This is a genomic window from Arthrobacter sp. UYCu512, from assembly GCF_040547075.1.
Taxonomy (GTDB): domain Bacteria; phylum Actinomycetota; class Actinomycetes; order Actinomycetales; family Micrococcaceae; genus Arthrobacter.
The window spans coordinates 104,082-120,001 of the sequence record NZ_JBEPPA010000010.1 but is presented as its reverse complement, the minus strand read 5'-3'; the positions used below and the strand labels follow the sequence as shown (position 1 = coordinate 120,001).

General features: G+C 65.6%; 15 protein-coding genes. 10 read left to right on the top strand and 5 right to left on the bottom strand.

Features of this window, described 5'->3' with window-relative positions:
• Positions 1-28: 28 nt before the first annotated feature.
• The gene (locus ABIB49_RS12385) at positions 29-3,586 is read right to left on the bottom strand and encodes a S41 family peptidase (protein ID WP_354157124.1); all 3,558 of its coding nucleotides are present in this window, start codon (positions 3,584-3,586) and stop codon (positions 29-31) included.
• Between the two features lie 74 nt (positions 3,587-3,660).
• Between ABIB49_RS12385 and ABIB49_RS12380 the strand changes: the two genes are divergently transcribed.
• A complete protein-coding gene (locus ABIB49_RS12380; protein WP_226773302.1) occupies positions 3,661-4,563 on the top strand; it encodes a TIGR01777 family oxidoreductase in 903 nt (300 codons plus the stop codon).
• A 16-nt stretch (positions 4,564-4,579) separates the two neighbouring features.
• Here the strand turns inward: ABIB49_RS12380 and ABIB49_RS12375 are convergent, their stop codons facing one another.
• Positions 4,580-6,232 carry a serine/threonine-protein kinase gene (locus tag ABIB49_RS12375; RefSeq protein WP_354157123.1) on the bottom strand — a complete coding sequence of 551 codons (1,653 nt, stop codon included), beginning with the start codon at positions 6,230-6,232 and terminating at the stop codon, positions 4,580-4,582.
• Positions 6,233-6,339: 107 nt separating this feature from the next.
• On the opposite strand from ABIB49_RS12375, the gene lipB reads away from it, so the two are divergent.
• From lipB to ABIB49_RS12355, 4 genes are all read left to right on the top strand, one after another.
• Positions 6,340-7,008, top strand: coding sequence for a lipoyl(octanoyl) transferase LipB (gene lipB, locus ABIB49_RS12370; RefSeq protein WP_226773304.1), 669 nt, complete (start codon positions 6,340-6,342; stop codon positions 7,006-7,008).
• Positions 7,005-8,012, top strand: a complete 1,008-nt coding sequence (lipA, locus tag ABIB49_RS12365; RefSeq protein WP_226773305.1) for a lipoyl synthase — start codon at positions 7,005-7,007, stop codon at positions 8,010-8,012. The genes lipB and lipA overlap by 4 nt, the downstream gene beginning before the upstream one ends.
• A gap of 89 nt (positions 8,013-8,101) precedes the next feature.
• Entirely contained in the window at positions 8,102-8,863 is a 762-nt protein-coding gene (locus ABIB49_RS12360) for a DUF4191 domain-containing protein (protein WP_354157122.1), read from the top strand.
• 131 nt (positions 8,864-8,994) lie between these two features.
• Complete coding sequence (locus tag ABIB49_RS12355) at positions 8,995-9,357, top strand: DUF3817 domain-containing protein (RefSeq protein ID WP_354157121.1); 363 nt, start codon at positions 8,995-8,997, stop codon at positions 9,355-9,357.
• 93 nt (positions 9,358-9,450) lie between these two features.
• Here the strand turns inward: ABIB49_RS12355 and ABIB49_RS12350 are convergent, their stop codons facing one another.
• Entirely contained in the window at positions 9,451-9,888 is a 438-nt protein-coding gene (locus ABIB49_RS12350; protein WP_283480650.1) for an RDD family protein, read from the bottom strand.
• Positions 9,889-10,185: 297 nt separating this feature from the next.
• Here ABIB49_RS12350 and glnA point away from each other — a divergent pair, with 297 nt between their 5' ends.
• The gene (gene glnA / locus ABIB49_RS12345; protein ID WP_354157120.1) at positions 10,186-11,610 is read left to right on the top strand and encodes a type I glutamate--ammonia ligase; all 1,425 of its coding nucleotides are present in this window, start codon (positions 10,186-10,188) and stop codon (positions 11,608-11,610) included.
• A gap of 120 nt (positions 11,611-11,730) precedes the next feature.
• Here the strand turns inward: glnA and ABIB49_RS12340 are convergent, their stop codons facing one another.
• Positions 11,731-12,801, bottom strand: a complete 1,071-nt coding sequence (locus ABIB49_RS12340; RefSeq protein WP_282359858.1) for a tyrosine-type recombinase/integrase — start codon at positions 12,799-12,801, stop codon at positions 11,731-11,733.
• Between the two features lie 2 nt (positions 12,802-12,803).
• Positions 12,804-13,295 carry a helix-turn-helix transcriptional regulator gene (locus ABIB49_RS12335; RefSeq protein WP_282359859.1) on the bottom strand — a complete coding sequence of 164 codons (492 nt, stop codon included), beginning with the start codon at positions 13,293-13,295 and terminating at the stop codon, positions 12,804-12,806.
• Positions 13,296-13,414: 119 nt separating this feature from the next.
• Here ABIB49_RS12335 and ABIB49_RS12330 point away from each other — a divergent pair, with 119 nt between their 5' ends.
• The 4 genes from ABIB49_RS12330 to ABIB49_RS12315 all read left to right on the top strand — a co-directional run bounded on the left by ABIB49_RS12330 (position 13,415) and on the right by ABIB49_RS12315 (position 15,767).
• Positions 13,415-13,639: a helix-turn-helix domain-containing protein gene (locus ABIB49_RS12330; protein WP_282359860.1), complete on the top strand. Its 225-nt coding sequence runs from the start codon at positions 13,415-13,417 to the stop codon at positions 13,637-13,639.
• A 130-nt stretch (positions 13,640-13,769) separates the two neighbouring features.
• On the top strand, positions 13,770-14,471 hold the full coding sequence (locus ABIB49_RS12325; protein WP_282359861.1) for a hypothetical protein: 702 nt from the start codon (positions 13,770-13,772) through the stop codon (positions 14,469-14,471).
• 343 nt (positions 14,472-14,814) lie between these two features.
• The gene (locus tag ABIB49_RS12320) at positions 14,815-15,534 is read left to right on the top strand and encodes a hypothetical protein (RefSeq protein ID WP_282359862.1); all 720 of its coding nucleotides are present in this window, start codon (positions 14,815-14,817) and stop codon (positions 15,532-15,534) included.
• Complete coding sequence (locus ABIB49_RS12315; protein WP_282359863.1) at positions 15,531-15,767, top strand: hypothetical protein; 237 nt, start codon at positions 15,531-15,533, stop codon at positions 15,765-15,767. Before ABIB49_RS12320 ends, ABIB49_RS12315 begins: the two co-directional genes overlap by 4 nt.
• Positions 15,768-15,920: the final 153 nt, after the last annotated feature.

The following is a 15,920-nucleotide window of genomic DNA, read 5'->3' as shown; positions in this document are numbered from 1 at the left end:
CGGGCGCTGGACGACCCGGGCGTGCCGCCTAGTGGCCCGACCCACGGGCCGGCAGCGGGGCCGGCCGGAGAAGGCGGTAGCCCTCGCGCAGCGGCGGGCGGTCGGTCGGCAGCTCCTGGACCATTTCTTTCAGAGCGCCAATGCCGTATTCCAGTTGCGGGTCGTTTCCGGCGGCATACGCGTGCGGCGGGAAGGTCACCTCGATGTCCGGCGGGACGCCGAAGTTCTCGACCCCCCACCCCACACCGCCGGAGAACCAATTGGCGTAGCGTGGCTGGGTTACTCCGGTGCCGTCGGCCAGGGCGAAGCGGTTGTCGATACCAACGACGCCGCCCCAGGTCCGGGTGCCGATGACCGGACCGATCCCCCGCAGTTTGGCAACCTGGGTGATGATGTCCCCGTCGGAGCCGGCAAATTCATCGGCCAGGATGATCACGGGTCCGCGCGGCGCGTGGTGCGGGTAGGTCCGCGGCTTCTCCCCGCGCGGCATGCTCCAGCCGGTTACTTTGCGGCCAATGAGTTCGGCGACAAGCTGGGAGGTGTGTCCGCCACGGTTGCGGCGGACGTCGACGATCAGCCCGTCGAGCGCCGTTTCGGTATCAAGGTCCCGGTGCAGCTGGGCCCAGCCGTTGGCCATCATGTCCGGAATGTGCAGGTAGCCGAAAGTTCCCTGCGAGGCCTGCCGGACGGTCCGGCGGTTGGCGCTCACCCATTCCTGGTAGCGCAGCCTTTCCTCGTCCCGGACCGGGACCACAGCCACCCTCCGCTGCTGCCCGGCCCGGTCGCCGTGCCCGGCGCCGTTGCGCAGGGTGAGTTCAACGGCGCGTCCGGCGGCGCCGACCAATTCCATGGCGGGGGTTCGTTCCCCGGTGAGTTCGACGCCGTCGATCGCGAGCAGCACGTCGCCGGCTTTCGCGTCAGCTCCCGGGCGGGTCAGCGGCGAGGTGGCGAGCGGGTCGGAGGACTCCCCCGCAAGAATTCGCGTGATCTGCCAGCCCGCGCCGGTGAATGCGAGGTCGGCGCCGAGGCGGCCCTGGCCGTTGCTGCCGTTCTCGGTGACGGCCACCGGCCGGACGTAAGCGTGCGAGGTGCCCAACTCGCCGTGGAGCTCCCAGAGCAGATCCACGAGGTCATCGTGTGAGCCGAGCCGGTCCACGATCGGGCGGTAGCGGGCGTGCACCGAGTCCCAGTCCTGGCCGGCCATGTCTTCGGTCCAGAAGAAGTCGCGCTGCAGCCGCCAGGCTTCGTCGAACGCCTGACCCCAGACACTGAGCGGATCAAGCTTCACCCGGATGCGGCTGAGGTCCACCTTGACCAATTGGCCCGACTCCTCGTCAGCCTTGGCGTTGGCAGGCGAAACGCGGATCTGCTTCTCGTGCAGGACCACCACCTTCTCCCCGTCGCCGGAGAGCCGGTAACTGTCCAGGGCTTCCACGATGACGGTGGTTTTGCGGCGCGCGAAGTCGAAGCGGACAAGGCTGGGTGCAGCGTTCTTGTCCTCCAGGCTGGCGCGTCCCTCGCCTGTCACGCCGGAGAGTTTGCTGTCAAGCCAGAGCAGGGCACCCTCCGTGGCGGACAGGTGGGAGTAGTTTCCCTGCGGCACCGGCACGCTGATAACGCGGTGCGCGAGCCCGTCCGGGTCGACCCGGACGGCCGGAACCACGTCTTTGGCGGCACTTTCATCGGCGTCGGCCGGGCCTGCAACGCTGCTCTCCGGCAGGTCAACGCTAGGTCCAAAGGGCGAGGCGGTCTCCGCGGCAAGGGCCACAAGGTACGGCTTGATCGGGCTTGGGAAGGACAAGTCAAAGGAGTGTCCGTCATAAACCGGGTCGAAGCTGCGGTTAGAGAGGAAGGCGAGGTACTTCCCGTCGGGGGTAAACGACGGCGACTCGTCGCAGAAACGCCCGTCGGTGACATCGATGATGGCGTTTGTGCCATCCGCTGCGGCGTTGGTGACTGCCGTGATGCGCAGCCGGCTGCGGGAGCCGAAGGAGGTGACCGGCTCGGACCAGGCCAGCCAGGCCGAGTCCGCGGACCAGCTGAATCCTTCGATACTGCCTTCACCGATACTGCTCACGAGTGCGAGCGTGCCGGTCCGCGTGTCGGCAAGGTAGACATCGCCGAAAGCAGTGCCGACGGCGAGCCAGCTGCCGTCCGGGCTGGCTTCAATGGCGCAGGCGCGGGTCGCTTTGGGGAAGTCGAGCCTGGTCAGCCGGGGGGCGGGTTCCTGCTGCCTTGCGCCGGCTCCGTCGACCACTGCTGGGGTGTCCTCGGAGCTGTTGTCGGCTGGGCCCTCCGCCGCTCCTGCCGGAACGGTTGCCGTTGCCACGGCGTCGGGTCGGGTGAGTGCTGCCGCGGAAACGGGCCGGGGCAGGGCAGGGCCGGCGTCGGGTTCCCCGCCAGTTCCGGCTTTCTCCTGCGGCGCGGCGGCAGGCAAATGTCCCGCAGGCTGCTGCGAGCCGGAAACGGTGCCGCCGTCCGGCGTACCCGCGTTCAAGGGCGCCGCGATGGCCGTCAGGTACAGGGCTTCAACGCCATTGTGGTCGGCCACGTAGGCGATCCGGCCGGCGCCGAAGGGGCGCGGCAGGCGGGCCCGGACGCCGGGGGTAGCTTCCAGGACACGCGACGGGCCGTCCTTGTGACGCAGCCAGTGCAGCGTGCCGTGGGCCTCTACGGCGCTGGAGCTGCCGGTGCGGTCCGGAACCACGTCACCGAGGTGCCGTGATGGCTTCAGCGGCACACCGCGGCGCGCCTGTGAGGCTGAACCGAGGGAGATCTCGAGTTTAACGGCGTCCGCGCCGAGGTCCGGCAGCAGCCAGAGCTCACCGGCCGATTCGAAGACAACCCGCCGGCCGTCGGTTGCAGCGTGGCGGACGTAGAAGTCCTCGTGGTCAGTGTGGCGGCGCAGATCGGAACCGTTTGGCAGCACGGAGTAGAGGTTTCCGTAGCCCTCGTGGTCGGACAGGAAGGCGATCCTGCCGTCGACCCACAGCGGGTCCGTGAGGTTGCCGTCCAGCTCTGCGGCCAGGCGTTCGAATTCGCCGTTTCCGTCGGCGTCGATCCACAACTTGCCGGCCGCGCCGCCCCGGTAGCGCTTCCACCAGGCCGGTTCCCGGGAGAGCACGCTGGCCAGGACCACGGGGCGTTCGTCGCCGACGACCGGGCCGAAGGCGACGGATTCCACCGGGCCCAGCGGGAGTTCAGTGGCCCAGCCGCCGGTGACGGGAAGGCTGTAAGCGTGTGTGTGGCGGCTGTCAGCCTGCCGGAACGCGCTCGTGACCAGGACGTCGCCCTCGGGGGTGAAGCCCTTAACCCGGGTTGTGGCGTGGCCGAAGTAGCTCAATTGGCGGTAGCCGCCGCCGTCGACCTCCGCGGTGACGACTTCCGGTGACGTTCCCTGCACAACCGTCCACACCAGCCGTTTGCCGTCCGGGGTGAAGCGGGGGTTGCGGGCGGGCAGCTGCAACGCGGAAACGCGCCAGGCTCGGCCCCCGCCGAGGGGCGCAACCCAAACGTCGTCTTCGGCCACGAAGGTGACCAGGTCGCCGTGCAGATGCGGGAAACGGAAGTAACTCGAGGAAGTCATCGTTCGATCATAGTCAAGACCTGCCCGCAAGCCGGGCAGGTATCCCCGCTGCGCCGGACGTGGTGAGATGGATCATGCGAATCATTATTGCCGGAGCCTCGGGGCTGATCGGAACAGCGGTTTCCCACACCCTGCGCAGTGCCGGGCACAACGTCGGCACGCTGGTCAGGCGTCCGCCGGACTCGCCGTCCGAGTTCCAATGGAACCCCGGCGAAGGCCGTATTGATGACACCGCGCTGAAAGGCGCCGACGCCGTCATCAATCTCTCCGGTGCCGGCATCGGCGACCGGCCCTGGACCCGGTCGCGCATCAACGAACTCCGCAGCTCGCGGCTGGGGGCCACCAGGACACTGACTGCGGCCATGGGCCGCCTTGACACTCCCCCGGCGGTCTTCCTGAGCCAGTCGGCCTCCGGCTATTACGGCAACGCGGGACCGGCTGTGCTCCGGGAGAACGCCCCCGCCGGCAGCGGAGTGCTCGCCCGCATCTGCGTCGACTGGGAGGCAGCGGCGCACGAGGCTCCGGCTGGCGTCCGGGTGCTCACGCCACGCACCGGCGTCGTTTTGAGCCGTTCGGGTGGAGCCCTGGGCAGGCTTATGCCGCTGCTGCGCCTGGGCGTGGGTGGACCGCTGGGCAACGGCCGGCAGTACTGGCCCTGGGTGACGCTCCCGGATGTTGCCGGCGCCTATGCGTTCCTGCTGGACAGCCCGCTGTCCGGGCCGGTGAACCTGTGCGCCCCGGAGAGCGCGGATGTAAACTCGCTGATCGCGCAACTGGCTGCGGCCCTGCACCGCCCCGCGTTGCTCCGCGTCCCCGCGCCGGTGCTGCGCCTGGTCATGGGCCAACTCGCCGACGAACTGCTGCTCGCCAGTCAGCGGATGGAACCGGCGGCGCTGAGCGAGGCCGGTTTTGCCTGGCAGCATCCCTCGTTGGCCCAGGCCGCAGCCTGGGTAGCAGGATCGGGCCGCACGTCCTGACTAGCGCGGACGCACGCTAGCCGGATCCGTCGAGGACATCCTGCAGACGCCAGTGTCCGGCCACCGGCGCGAGTACCAGCCGAAGCCGTTGCTCCGGCCCTGCGCCGGCCTCGGCCAGGACCGCGCCGTCGGCGCCGCGCTCCTGGTAGGGGGGTGTACTCGCGGTGACGGCCACCACCGCACGGGCGGAGCCGCTGCCTGATTCCGTGGCCACCCGGGTCAGGACGGTGCTGAACCCGGCCAGCACCCGGCCCGATTCCTTAAGCCGGGCACTGATCCGGATATCCGCCACGGCCGCTGTCGATCCCGGCACATTGACCTGCTCCAGCAGCAGGAAGTCGCCCGAGCTGAACGCCAGCGAGCGGAGCCTCGCCAGCCCCAGGACGGCGACTCCGGGATCCGGCGAAGCGAGCTGTGCCGTCACATCCGGGGGAACCGCAGCAGTTCCCCCGTCCGCCGCGGCGGATGCAGGCGCCGGGTCCCGGACCACCCCGGCATCTGAACGGGGAAACCCGGGAATCGGAGCCCAAAGCCCGGCGAAACCCCACGCTCCGGCCAGGGCCGCGGCGACGGCCAGTACCGCGGCGACGGCCAGTACCGCGGCGGCGGTCCGGAAGACTCTTCCCCGAGACGCACGGCCGCCAGAGGCGCGGCCCCCGGGCGCACGTCCCCCGGGTGCGCGGCGTGCCGCGTGCCGCGCGGCCGGATAAGTCGCGGCGAGAGGTGCGCGGCGGAAGCGGCCCGGCAGGGACCGGAGCTGTTCCACGCGGCGCTCCCGTGCCGTGCCGGGCAGGGTGCGGCGGGTCAGCAGCTGGGGAAGGACCGTGGGGTGGACCGAGACCGAGAGGTCCACCGGCGCCGCCCCGGCGCTGCGATGAACGGCGGCCGCCAGTTCGCCGGCGGAGGGCCGAAGCCTGCGGTCCTCGTGAAGTCCGGATTCCAGCGCTGCTGCCAGCGCCGGCGGAACCCCGGGAACAAGCAACGGAAGCGGCGGCCGCTGCGGTCCGGGCTGGGGCGGGTGTCCGGTCAGGCAGTACCAGCCCAGGGCGGCGAGCGAATAGACGTCGCGCCCCGGCTGCAGTCCGGCCCGGACGGCGTCAACCGGCGCCGGGTCGCTGAAGCCCGCGGTCCCGGCCCCGGCCACAGCCCTCGCGTCGGCAACCATACGCGCTACCCCCAGATCAGCCAGCAGCGGTTTACCGTGCGCCGTGAACAGCACGTTGCCCGGTGAAACATCACCGTGGGTGAAACCAAGACCGTGCAGGTAGGCGAGGGCCTGGGCAATCGGCGTCAGCACCGTCACAGTCTCCCCCGGCCCCAACGTTCCCCGTCCGGCCACAAGCTGCCCCAGTGAGCCGCCCGCCGCGTAGTCCATCGTCAGCCCCAGGCTGCCGTCCGCCGCGCCGTCCAGCCGGACAACACCGTGTGCCTTCACCAGGTGCCCGTGATCCAGGACGGAGAGTATCCGGATCTCGCGCCGGACCGCGTTCTCCATCTCACTTGGGCCAAGGCCGTCGCCGGCATCAAAGCACTTCAGAGCGAACTCGCGTCCGGTGGACTGTTCATTGACCAGCCACACCGTGGCATTGCCCCCGCGCCCCAGGCAGCGGCCGACGTCGTATCCGGGAACCGCCGGGGCACACGTGCCAGACCAGGTGTGATCTTCCATAGTCTAGGAATAGCGCAGACCGCAGAATCCTGCAGAAGTTATCCACAGGAGCGAGAGATTCGACACAGAATCGGCGCCCGGGGCGGCCGGGGTCTAAGCTGGATGCCATGGCTCTTGAGTTCTCCCGCCTGGGTTTCGCCCCGGAATTCGTCGAATATGCCCGAGGCTGGGACATCCAGCGCAACCTCCATCAGCGGGTCCTCGCCGGAACCGCACCCAGTACGGTCCTGTTGCTTGAACACGCCGCCGTTTATACCGCGGGTAAACGCACCGAAGACCACGAACGCCCGTTTGACGGCACCCCGGTGGTTCCCGTGGACCGTGGCGGCAAGCTCACCTGGCACGGGCCCGGGCAGCTCATCGGCTACCCCGTTATCAAACTCAGGAACAAAGCCGGCATCCGCGATTATGTGGAACGGCTGGAGGCTGTGATCATCGCCGTCCTGGCCGACTACGGAATCAATGCCGTCCGGATCAAGGGCCGCGCCGGGGTCTGGATCGAGCAGGACCGGAACGGACCGGCGCGCAAAATCGCGGCGATCGGCATCCGTGTCCACGAGGGCGTCACGATGCACGGCTTCGCCATCAACTGCAATAACGATCTCGCCCCCTACGGCCAGATCGTTGCCTGCGGCATCAGCGACGCCGGCGTCACCACGATCTCGCAGGAGACGGGCCGGGACGTCTCCCCCGCCGACCTCGTGTCGCGGATCATCGAAGAACTGCGCAACAATGAAGAAGCGCTAGTTGCAACCCATGAAGGAGCTCTACTGTGACCCTGGCACCAGAAGGCCGGAAAATGCTGCGTATCGAGCAGCGCAATGCGGCCACCCCGGTGGAACGCAAGCCGGAATGGATCAAGGCCAAGGTCCAGATGGGCCCGGAGTTTGTGCAGCTCAAGAAGCTCGTCAAAAAGGAAGGCCTCCACACCGTGTGTGAAGAGGCCGGCTGCCCCAACATCTTCGAGTGCTGGGAAGACAAAGAAGCAACTTTCCTGATCGGTGGCTCCGAGTGCACCAGGCGCTGCGACTTCTGCCAGATCGACACCGGCAAGCCCTCCCCTGTGGATGTTTTCGAACCAACCAAGGTGGCCCGCTCGGTCCTGGCGATGCAGCTCCGCTATGCCACCGTCACGGGGGTCGCCCGCGATGACCTCGCCGATGAGGGCGTCTGGCTCTACGCCGAAACGGTCCGCAAGATCCACGAACTCAACCCGGGCACCGGCGTCGAACTCCTGATCCCGGATTTCTCCGGCAAGCCCGAGCACATTGCTGCGATCTGTGACTCCAAGCCAGAGGTGTTTGCCCACAACGTTGAGACCGTCCCGCGGATTTTCAAGCGCATCCGTCCGGCTTTCCGCTACGAACGCTCGCTGGATGTTATCACGCAGGGCCGCAAGCTCGGCATGGTGACGAAGTCCAACCTGATCCTGGGCATGGGCGAGACCCGCGAGGAGATCTCCGAGGCGCTGCGTGACCTGCACGATGCCGGCTGCGACCTGATCACCATCACCCAGTACCTGCGCCCGTCCGAACGGCACCTCCCGGTGGACCGGTGGGTCAAGCCGCAGGAGTTCGTGGACCTGCAGCAGGAGGCCGACGAGATCGGTTTCCTCGGTGTGATGAGTGGACCGCTGGTGCGTTCCTCGTACCGGGCCGGCCGGCTCTGGGCCACCGCGATGCGCAAAAAGGGCTGGGAAATCCCGGCCGCGCTCGCCCACATCGAGAGCTCCGGCAGCACCCGCCAGGAAGCCAGCTCGCTGCTCGCGGCGCATTCCTGAGCCAGCGCCGACGAAGGCCGTTCACGGCCGGCACCGGGGAAATCCGGCGTCCGGCCCTCCGGCGCAGATCACGTAGAATGTAAGGCACTATGGCGAATTCCCCTGATCCCAGCAACTCCACTCCGGCTTCCGACACCCCGAAGCGTGGCCTTTTTTCGCGCAAGCCCAAAGTGGCCAAGGTCAAGAAGCCGAGCCGCCTGAAGCAAATCGGCGAGGTCTTCCAGATGACCCGCCAGCACGATCCGATGGTCCAGTGGCTGATGCTCCTGGCATTCCTCGGCGTCATCGCTGTCAGCTTTTTTGTCGGGTTCCTGCTGGATAACTGGATTACCGGGCTGATCATCGGCATCCCGCTGGGCGTCCTCGCGGCCACCCTCATCCTCTCGCGCCGCGCCGAACGTGCCGCGTTCGCGCGGATCGAAAACCAGCCAGGTGCCTCGGGCGCGGCTATGGGCACGCTCAAGCGCGGCTGGATCGTCGAAGAGCAGCCTGTTGCGGTTAACCCCCGCACCCAGGACGCCGTCTTCCGCGCCATCGGCCGTCCCGGTGTTGTACTCGTCAGCGAGGGCCCCAGCGCCCGCGTCAAGCCCCTGCTCGACGCCGAACGCAAGCGCCTGAGCCGCATCCTGCCCAACGTCACCATCCACGTTATTGAAAGCGGCCGCGGCGAAGGCCAGGTTCCGATCAGCCAGGTCGCCAAGAAGATGACCAAGATGAAGAGCGAACTGACGAAGCTCGAGGTCAGCACGGTCTCCAAGCGCATCTCGTCGCTGGGCAGCCGCCTGCCGATCCCCAAGGGCATTGATCCCTACAAGGCCCGCCCGGACCGCAAGGCATCCCGCGGACGCTAAGCCACACGCCAAAGACCAGGGACGCCCCGGTAACCGCCGTTAAGGCCGGCCGCCGGGGCTTTTCCGTTTTACCAGACTTCCCTGACCAGACTTTCCCCTGTCCCGCCGGGACCGAACCTGGAGATTCCGCCATGAAACTGCCCTCCACTCCTGCCGTGATCCGCCTCTTCCGGGCGCTGGCCATCGCCGAAGCTTTTAGCTGGGCCGCTCTGCTGATAGGCATGTTCCTCAAGTGGGTCACCCGGACCACTGAGCTCGGTGTGGAGATCGCGGGTCCGATCCACGGTGCCTTCTTCATCGGCTACGGAATCTCAGCGCTGACGCTATGGAAGATGCAGCGGTGGCCGTTCCTGGCGGCCCTGTTCGCCGGGTTGTCCGCGGTGTTCCCTTTCGCCACGATCGGCTTTGAGCGCTGGGCCGGACGCCACGGTTACCTGGACGTGCCCGCCGGTAAAGGCACGCCGACGCCGGCACGCCAGACGGCCGGCACGTAGCCTTACTCCCCCGTCCGCTCCGTCGCTCGCGGGTTAGGGGCGTCGAGTCCGCACGGAAGCCGCGAGCCGTCAGCCGCAGCGTCCCGCAGATGGCTACATCCGGACCAGGACTGTGTTCATGGCCTTGTCGTGGAGTCCGCGGTGGTCAGGGTCGAAGATGACAGCCGGGATCACCAGGCACAGGAGGACGCTTCGGGCCAGGGCGGCCAAGGGGCCTGCGGGGCCGCCGCCGAGCCGGATCACATGGATCCCCACGATGCGGTGGCCGATGCTGTAACCAAGGGTGCCCACCAGCAGCGCCTGCTCGATCGCGAAGACGGCAAGCGTAGCCCAGGAATCCCCGGCGAACGCGAAGTTGCTGATCAGCAACGCGATTCCCCAGTCAAGGCAGATGGCCAGAATGCGTCGGCCGGCGCGGGCAATCGACCCCGGTCCGGACTCGGGCAGGCCCAGTCGCTCCCCCGGGTACTTCGAAATGCCGGAGGTGTCCGGCCCGCTGAGCCATGAGCCTATGTCTTTACGATCAACCACGCTCCAAGCCTATCGGCATTGGGCGGCCGCGCCGCTCTGTTCAGAGTGTGGACCTTCCGAGGCCACACTCTGGTCACGGATAGGCCACGTTGTGGACAGCGACTACCGTTTACCTGTCAGGGCATTCTGTAACGTGCCGGAAACAAAGCGGACACCATGGGGAAATCCCGTGTCCTTAGGGTGGTAACAGTTGCCGGCGGCACAGGAGCGGGGCACACCATTGTGTTTTCCCCGCTGCCGGACTGCGCTGGACCACGCGGCCTATGGCCGGATCTTTCACATGCATAAGGAGCATAGATGTTCAAGACTGCGGACGAAGTCCTCAAGTTCATCAAAGACGAAGACGTAAAGTTCGTCGATATTCGCTTCACCGACCTCCCCGGCGTTCAGCAGCACTTTAATGTGCCGGCCAAGAGTGTCGACGCGGACTTCTTCGTCAACGGCCAACTCTTCGACGGTTCGTCGATCCGTGGCTTCCAGGGCATCGCCGAGTCGGACATGCAGCTCATCCCGGACGTTACGACGGCGTTCCTGGACACGTTCCGCATGGAGAAGACTCTTGCGTTGAACTTCTCGATCGTCAACCCACGCACGGGTGACCCGTACCACCGCGATCCCCGCGGCGTGGCTGAGAAAGCCGAGGCCTACCTGGCTTCCACCGGCATCGCCGACACCGCCTTCTTTGCGCCGGAGGCTGAGTTCTTCGTCTTCGACAACGTCCAGTACCAGTCTTCCCCGCAGGGCAGCTTCTACAAGATCGACTCCGAGGAAGCTCACTGGAACACCGGCCGCGAGGAAGAGGGCGGAAACCTCGGGTACAAGACCCCGATCAAGGGCGGCTACTTCCCGGTCTCCCCCACCGACAAGCAGGCCGACCTCCGCGATGCCATGTGCATCGCCCTGGACGAAGCCGGCCTTGAGGTTGAGCGCAGCCACCACGAGGTCGGTTCCGCCGGCCAGGCTGAGATCAACTACAAGTTCACCACCCTGACCCACGCAGCTGATGACCTGCAGAAGTTCAAGTACGTCATCAAAAACACTGCCGATGCCTGGGGCAAGTCGGTCACCTTTATGCCGAAGCCGGTTTTTGGTGACAACGGTTCGGGCATGCACTGCCACCAGTCGCTGTGGACCGATGGCGAGCCGCTGTTCTACGACGAAAAGGGTTATGCGGGACTCTCGGACATGGCGCGCTGGTACATCGGCGGCCTGCTCAAGCACTCCTCTGCCGTGCTCGCGTTCACCAACCCGACGGTGAACTCCTACCGCCGCCTGGTCAAGGGTTTCGAAGCCCCGGTCAACATGGTTTACTCGCAGGGCAACCGCTCCGCCGGTATCCGGATCCCGATCACGGGCTCCAACCCCAAGGCCAAGCGCATCGAGTTCCGCGCACCGGACCCCTCCTCCAACCCGTACCTGGCCTTCGCGGCCCAGCTGATGGCCGGCATCGATGGCATCCGCAACCGCATCGAGCCGCCCGCTCCGATCGACAAGGACCTTTACGAGCTCCCCGCCGAGGAAGCCAAGGACATCCCCAAGGCGCCCGGCACACTCGAAGAGGCCTTGGATGCCCTGGCCGAGGACAACGAGTTCCTCCAGGCCGGCGGCGTCTTCACCCAGGACCTGATCGACACCTGGATCGAATACAAGTACGAGAACGAGATCCGTCCGCTCTCGCTGCGACCGAACCCCTACGAGTTCGAGCTGTACTACGGCGTCTAGCCAGATCACGCGGCAGAAGCGGGCATAGTCCGCGGAGAGTCCGCAAGAATTCGGAAACAGCAAAGGCCGGTCCCAGGTTGCACCACCCCGGGACCGGCCTTTTGTTGTGCCGGGCTCCGCTTAGCCGTGGTGCTCAGTCCGCGAGCTCAGCCGCTCCCCCAGAACTTGGGCGACTGCCGCCCTCGCTGATTCCTCCTTGTCTGGCCACATGTGCCCGTACGTGTCCAGCGTCGTCTTCGCTGATGAGTGCCTGAGGCTCTTCTGCACCACCTTCACGTCAAGGCCCTGGGCAATGAGCAGCGAGGCGAAGTAGTGCCTGAGGTCATGGAACCTGAACCCCTCCGGCAGGCCCTTGACCGTTGCCCGCGCCTCACGGAAATAGTGCTCCAGCCGGTGTGGCGAGATCCCACGCCCCCACTCGTTGGTGACGAGCGTTTCACTGCCCCACTTTGTGTGGTTCATCGACAGCTCGAGGCACATATTCTGAGGGATCGGGATCGGCGTCTTGGATTCTGCAGTCTTGAGTTCCACCCCCGGATACTGGATGGCCGGCGCGATAATGCCGCGCATGAAATCCACGTCCGAAACACGCAGCGCCACAGCTTCCGCGATCCTCAGACCAGCGAACGCCGCCAGAAGAATGGCCGGTCGCAGGCCATCAGGCATGGCGTCATGTAAGCTCCAAACCTGTTCTGTGGTGCCGACGTATGGCCTTTGCTTGCCCGCCTTCGGGGCTGTTCTACGACTTACTGGCGACTTCGCCAGCAAGCCATCATGTACGGCGTCGCTGTAGAGCTGCCCCAGTCGAGAATGAAGTGCGTAGACGGTTGAGTCCGCCAAGCCGTCAGCCCTCAGCTTGGCTGTCCATGCCTTTACCTCGGAAGGCCGCACGCCATTGAGCGCACGGCGACCGAATGCACCGTTGATTCGTTTGATATGAGTCCTCGCCTGCCGGACTGTTGAGGGGCGATTGTTCTCGTAACCGCGGAGCCACACTACAGACCATTGCTCCATGGTCATAAGCGCCGTCTTCGGATCCACATAGGTCCCACTAAGGACGGACGCGGTGACTTCATCAAGCCACTTCTGAGCATCGATCTTCCGCGGGAAGTGCCGGGCATGTTCCTTGCCCGCCCCATCGCGGTACCGTGCCCGCCAGGATCCGTTGTCACGCTTTTGGATGTTTGCCATGGCTAGTCCGTTTCGTCAAAGAAAATTTCGGGGAGTCCCAAGCCGGATTTGGCCCTCGTGACTGCAAGATCGAACGTGGATCTCTCTAGCGTGTCTTTTGCGAGCTTCGTGATCGGCGCGAGGCGATCATCATCCTTCAGGCTGGAGTCCGACGCGCGGTCCTGGAGTAGCTGATGTGAGCTGCGCAATTTCTGAAGTTGCGTCACGGCGGCGTCATGGTCACGCTTCACGTTCAGGACCAGTTCTTTGATTTCCTTCTCAATGCTGAGGATTGCCGGTTCCTGGAACAGATCCATCAGTTCAATGCCGAGAACTTCGGCCAGCTCCTTTGCCTCCCTCACCTTTAGCGGCCGGTCTCCTCGCTCGATGCTCCACATGGTCGCCTGGGACCATTTCCAGCCGCGGAGTCGCATCTCATCGGCAACGGACTTCTGGCTGCGCTCTCCCCGGAGTTGCGCGACTCGCATGCCCATGAGGCCATCTTCATCAACCATAACCAAGACCATACTAGAAAACCCGGTGATCCGTCCACTAGAAACTTGACACCTCACCAAAACCCATGCACATTGAGGAACGTAGTCATCATCCAACTAGAAAATATAGGAAGGAAACTATGCAACCAATAACTGCCGTTCAATGGCCAGATGGCCGGGCGGTGAACCTGCTCACTCTCGATGAATCAGCCGAAATCCTCAGGAAGTCCCCCGCACAGCTTCGCTGGATGATCCACAGCGGCACCGCTCCGCAGTCTGCGCGCATCGGGGGACGCCGAATGTTCCGGAGGTCTGACATCGAGGAATTCATAAGCAAGGCCTTTGACGACCAAAAATCCGCCTGATGCTTCCAATTATGGAGAGGAGGGGCGACATAAGGGCAGAAAAATGGGACCGCTCCGCTGGTAACGGCTCGGGCCCTAAGGTGAAGCATCCTGCCCTGACTCTACGCGACGGCGTGCCGGCCGTGACGGCATGACTGACGTACGGCTCCCGGAACGGTGGCTCAACGACCGCCGGATTCGGAAGCTTTCCGCTGACGAGCTCCGGACGTTCGTTTTCGGGCTGCTCTGGGTAGTAGGCAACAGGACAGATGGCGACATAGATGCCGCGGACCTGGAACTGATCCCGGACGCCGGGCCCGGCCACGCCGTTCGGCTCGTGGACCTGGAGCTCTGGTCCAAAACCAAAACCGGCTGGCGCATCGTGGATTTCGAGCTGACGCAAACGAGCCGCGGCCAACTCGAAGGGCTGGAGCTCCGGAAGCGCCAGGACGCTGACCGGCAGCGTGCCAAACGGGACCGGGACAGGGACGACGAGGACGCGGTTCCTCCTGGGCCGGACGCGGTGGGGGCGCGGGACGGTCACGCTCCGGAATCACGTGACGTCACGCCGGATCCGTCACGTGACGGATCACGTGACGAATCACGTGACGACATAGGCAAGGAAAGGACAGGCAAGGACAGGACAGGAAAGGAATCTCTAGAAGAAGAAGCTTTAAAAGCTTTGTCCGTTTCGTCTAACTTTCGTGATCCGTCGTCTATGGAGCTTTGTCACGGTTGCGGTGTGGAGCTGGACAACTGGTCCACCGGCTCGCTTGCCGGGCACTGCCAGGACTGCTCCGGTGACTGTTCCAACTGCATGGATGTTCCGGACTCCGCGGCGGTGCTGGCATGAGTGAGGACGCGGCCCGGCGGCAGGATCTCGGGCTCCCCGTTCTTCCGGCGTCTGACCAGGTGCCGGTGGCGCATATCTGCCGGGACGGGTGGCTGCAGGATAAAAACGGGCTCCCGGTGCCGTGTCTGCGGTGTAAGCCTCATTTGTCGCGGGGCCGGTCGCCGGATGGTCAGGCCACTTGGAAGGCGAAGCGGTGACGCGGGCCCGGCCCCCGCCGTGGCACCTTGTGGGGGCGTCGGGGACGTTTTGGGGGAACCGGCGGGAGACGGGCCCGGGAGGACGGCAGGACGGCGCATAGGGCGCTGACGGAAGACAAACGCAAAACACAACGAAGGGCAGATCCATGATCCAGGAATCGGAACAGACAGCACTTCAGAACGCGATCAGGGACGCAGTGGACGGGATAGACGACGCCCAAGGGCTCCTGGACCAGTCCTACCCGATCGGCTCAGCTGATGGTGAGACAAAGACCCTCCGGAACTGGACGGGGGATGACTTCCAAACATCCGTCCGGATGGCATACCGGAGATCTGCTGAGGCTGTAACGGCTGCGCGGGAACATGAGGAATGGGTGCAGGAAGCCGTCCAGTCAATGCGGTTCCGTGGTGTTGATCGGTTCGGGGGGAACCGGCGGGGGCCGGGAGGACAGCAGGACGGCGCACAGTGCGCTGACCATGGCGGAAACGCCGACGAAAACCAACGAAGGACGAACAAAATGGACAACGACAACAGGACGGCACTTGAGAACGCGATCCGGGCCGAAGTGGAACGGATAGACGAGGCCCAGGGGCGGAGCGTGAACACGGTTCTCGCCCGGACGATCCGGGGGGAAGCCGCCGATATGGACACCGTCTGCACGATCGGCGACGACCGGCGGAAGTCCTGGCGGCACATGACAGCCGATGACCTGAGCGAAATGTACGACCTCCGGGCCGAGAGCATGAACCGCGAGGACGAGGCGCTGGAACAGTTCCAGGCGGATTATCTGGCGTTCCTTCCGGTCCTCAGGGAATTCGGGACGGTCCAGGAAGCGGTCACGGCGGGCGCGGTGCCGATCAAATGATCCAGCCAGCCAGCACGAAGCAGACAGCGCGTCTCGAAGCGATCGCCGTTACTGAGCTCATCGACGGGGGCGACCTGGACGGGGCCGAGGTCATCCTCAACGGATCAGAGGATCCCCTGCAGCTCGCGGCCGCGGCGTGTGCCCTGGCCGCGTCCATGCTGATCTCGTTGCATCCGGATCGTCGGGGCCAGGTCCTGGATCACTGCCGGCGCACGGCGCTGAACGGGTTCTGACGTTCCCGGGCGCAGCGGCGGGGACGGGATCCTCGCCGCTGCGCCCGAGGGCACGCGAGGTACTCTGAAACCAACGCAGCGGGCCCGTCGCAAACGGGCCCGGCGCAGGGATCATCGGCCAGCGGTCATACCGGATTTCTTTCCGGCTCAATC

Bases quoted from the DNA above. Each gene is read 5' to 3' on its own strand.
- ABIB49_RS12360 (WP_354157122.1), top strand. From the start codon at position 8,102: ATGGCGAATTCCCCTGATCCCAGCAACTCCACTCCGGCTTCCGACACC.
- ABIB49_RS12335 (WP_282359859.1), bottom strand. From the start codon at position 13,295: ATGGTTGATGAAGATGGCCTCATGGGCATGCGAGTCGCGCAACTCCGG.
- ABIB49_RS12325 (WP_282359861.1), top strand. From the start codon at position 13,770: ATGACTGACGTACGGCTCCCGGAACGGTGGCTCAACGACCGCCGGATT.
- ABIB49_RS12340 (WP_282359858.1), bottom strand. From the start codon at position 12,801: ATGGCAAACATCCAAAAGCGTGACAACGGATCCTGGCGGGCACGGTAC.
- lipB (WP_226773304.1), top strand. From the start codon at position 6,340: ATGGCTCTTGAGTTCTCCCGCCTGGGTTTCGCCCCGGAATTCGTCGAA.
- ABIB49_RS12330 (WP_282359860.1), top strand. From the start codon at position 13,415: ATGCAACCAATAACTGCCGTTCAATGGCCAGATGGCCGGGCGGTGAAC.
- ABIB49_RS12355 (WP_354157121.1), top strand. From the start codon at position 8,995: ATGAAACTGCCCTCCACTCCTGCCGTGATCCGCCTCTTCCGGGCGCTG.
- ABIB49_RS12385 (WP_354157124.1), bottom strand. From the start codon at position 3,586: ATGACTTCCTCGAGTTACTTCCGTTTCCCGCATCTGCACGGCGACCTG.
- glnA (WP_354157120.1), top strand. From the start codon at position 10,186: ATGTTCAAGACTGCGGACGAAGTCCTCAAGTTCATCAAAGACGAAGAC.
- ABIB49_RS12375 (WP_354157123.1), bottom strand. From the start codon at position 6,232: ATGGAAGATCACACCTGGTCTGGCACGTGTGCCCCGGCGGTTCCCGGA.
- ABIB49_RS12320 (WP_282359862.1), top strand. From the start codon at position 14,815: ATGATCCAGGAATCGGAACAGACAGCACTTCAGAACGCGATCAGGGAC.
- ABIB49_RS12380 (WP_226773302.1), top strand. From the start codon at position 3,661: ATGCGAATCATTATTGCCGGAGCCTCGGGGCTGATCGGAACAGCGGTT.
- ABIB49_RS12315 (WP_282359863.1), top strand. From the start codon at position 15,531: ATGATCCAGCCAGCCAGCACGAAGCAGACAGCGCGTCTCGAAGCGATC.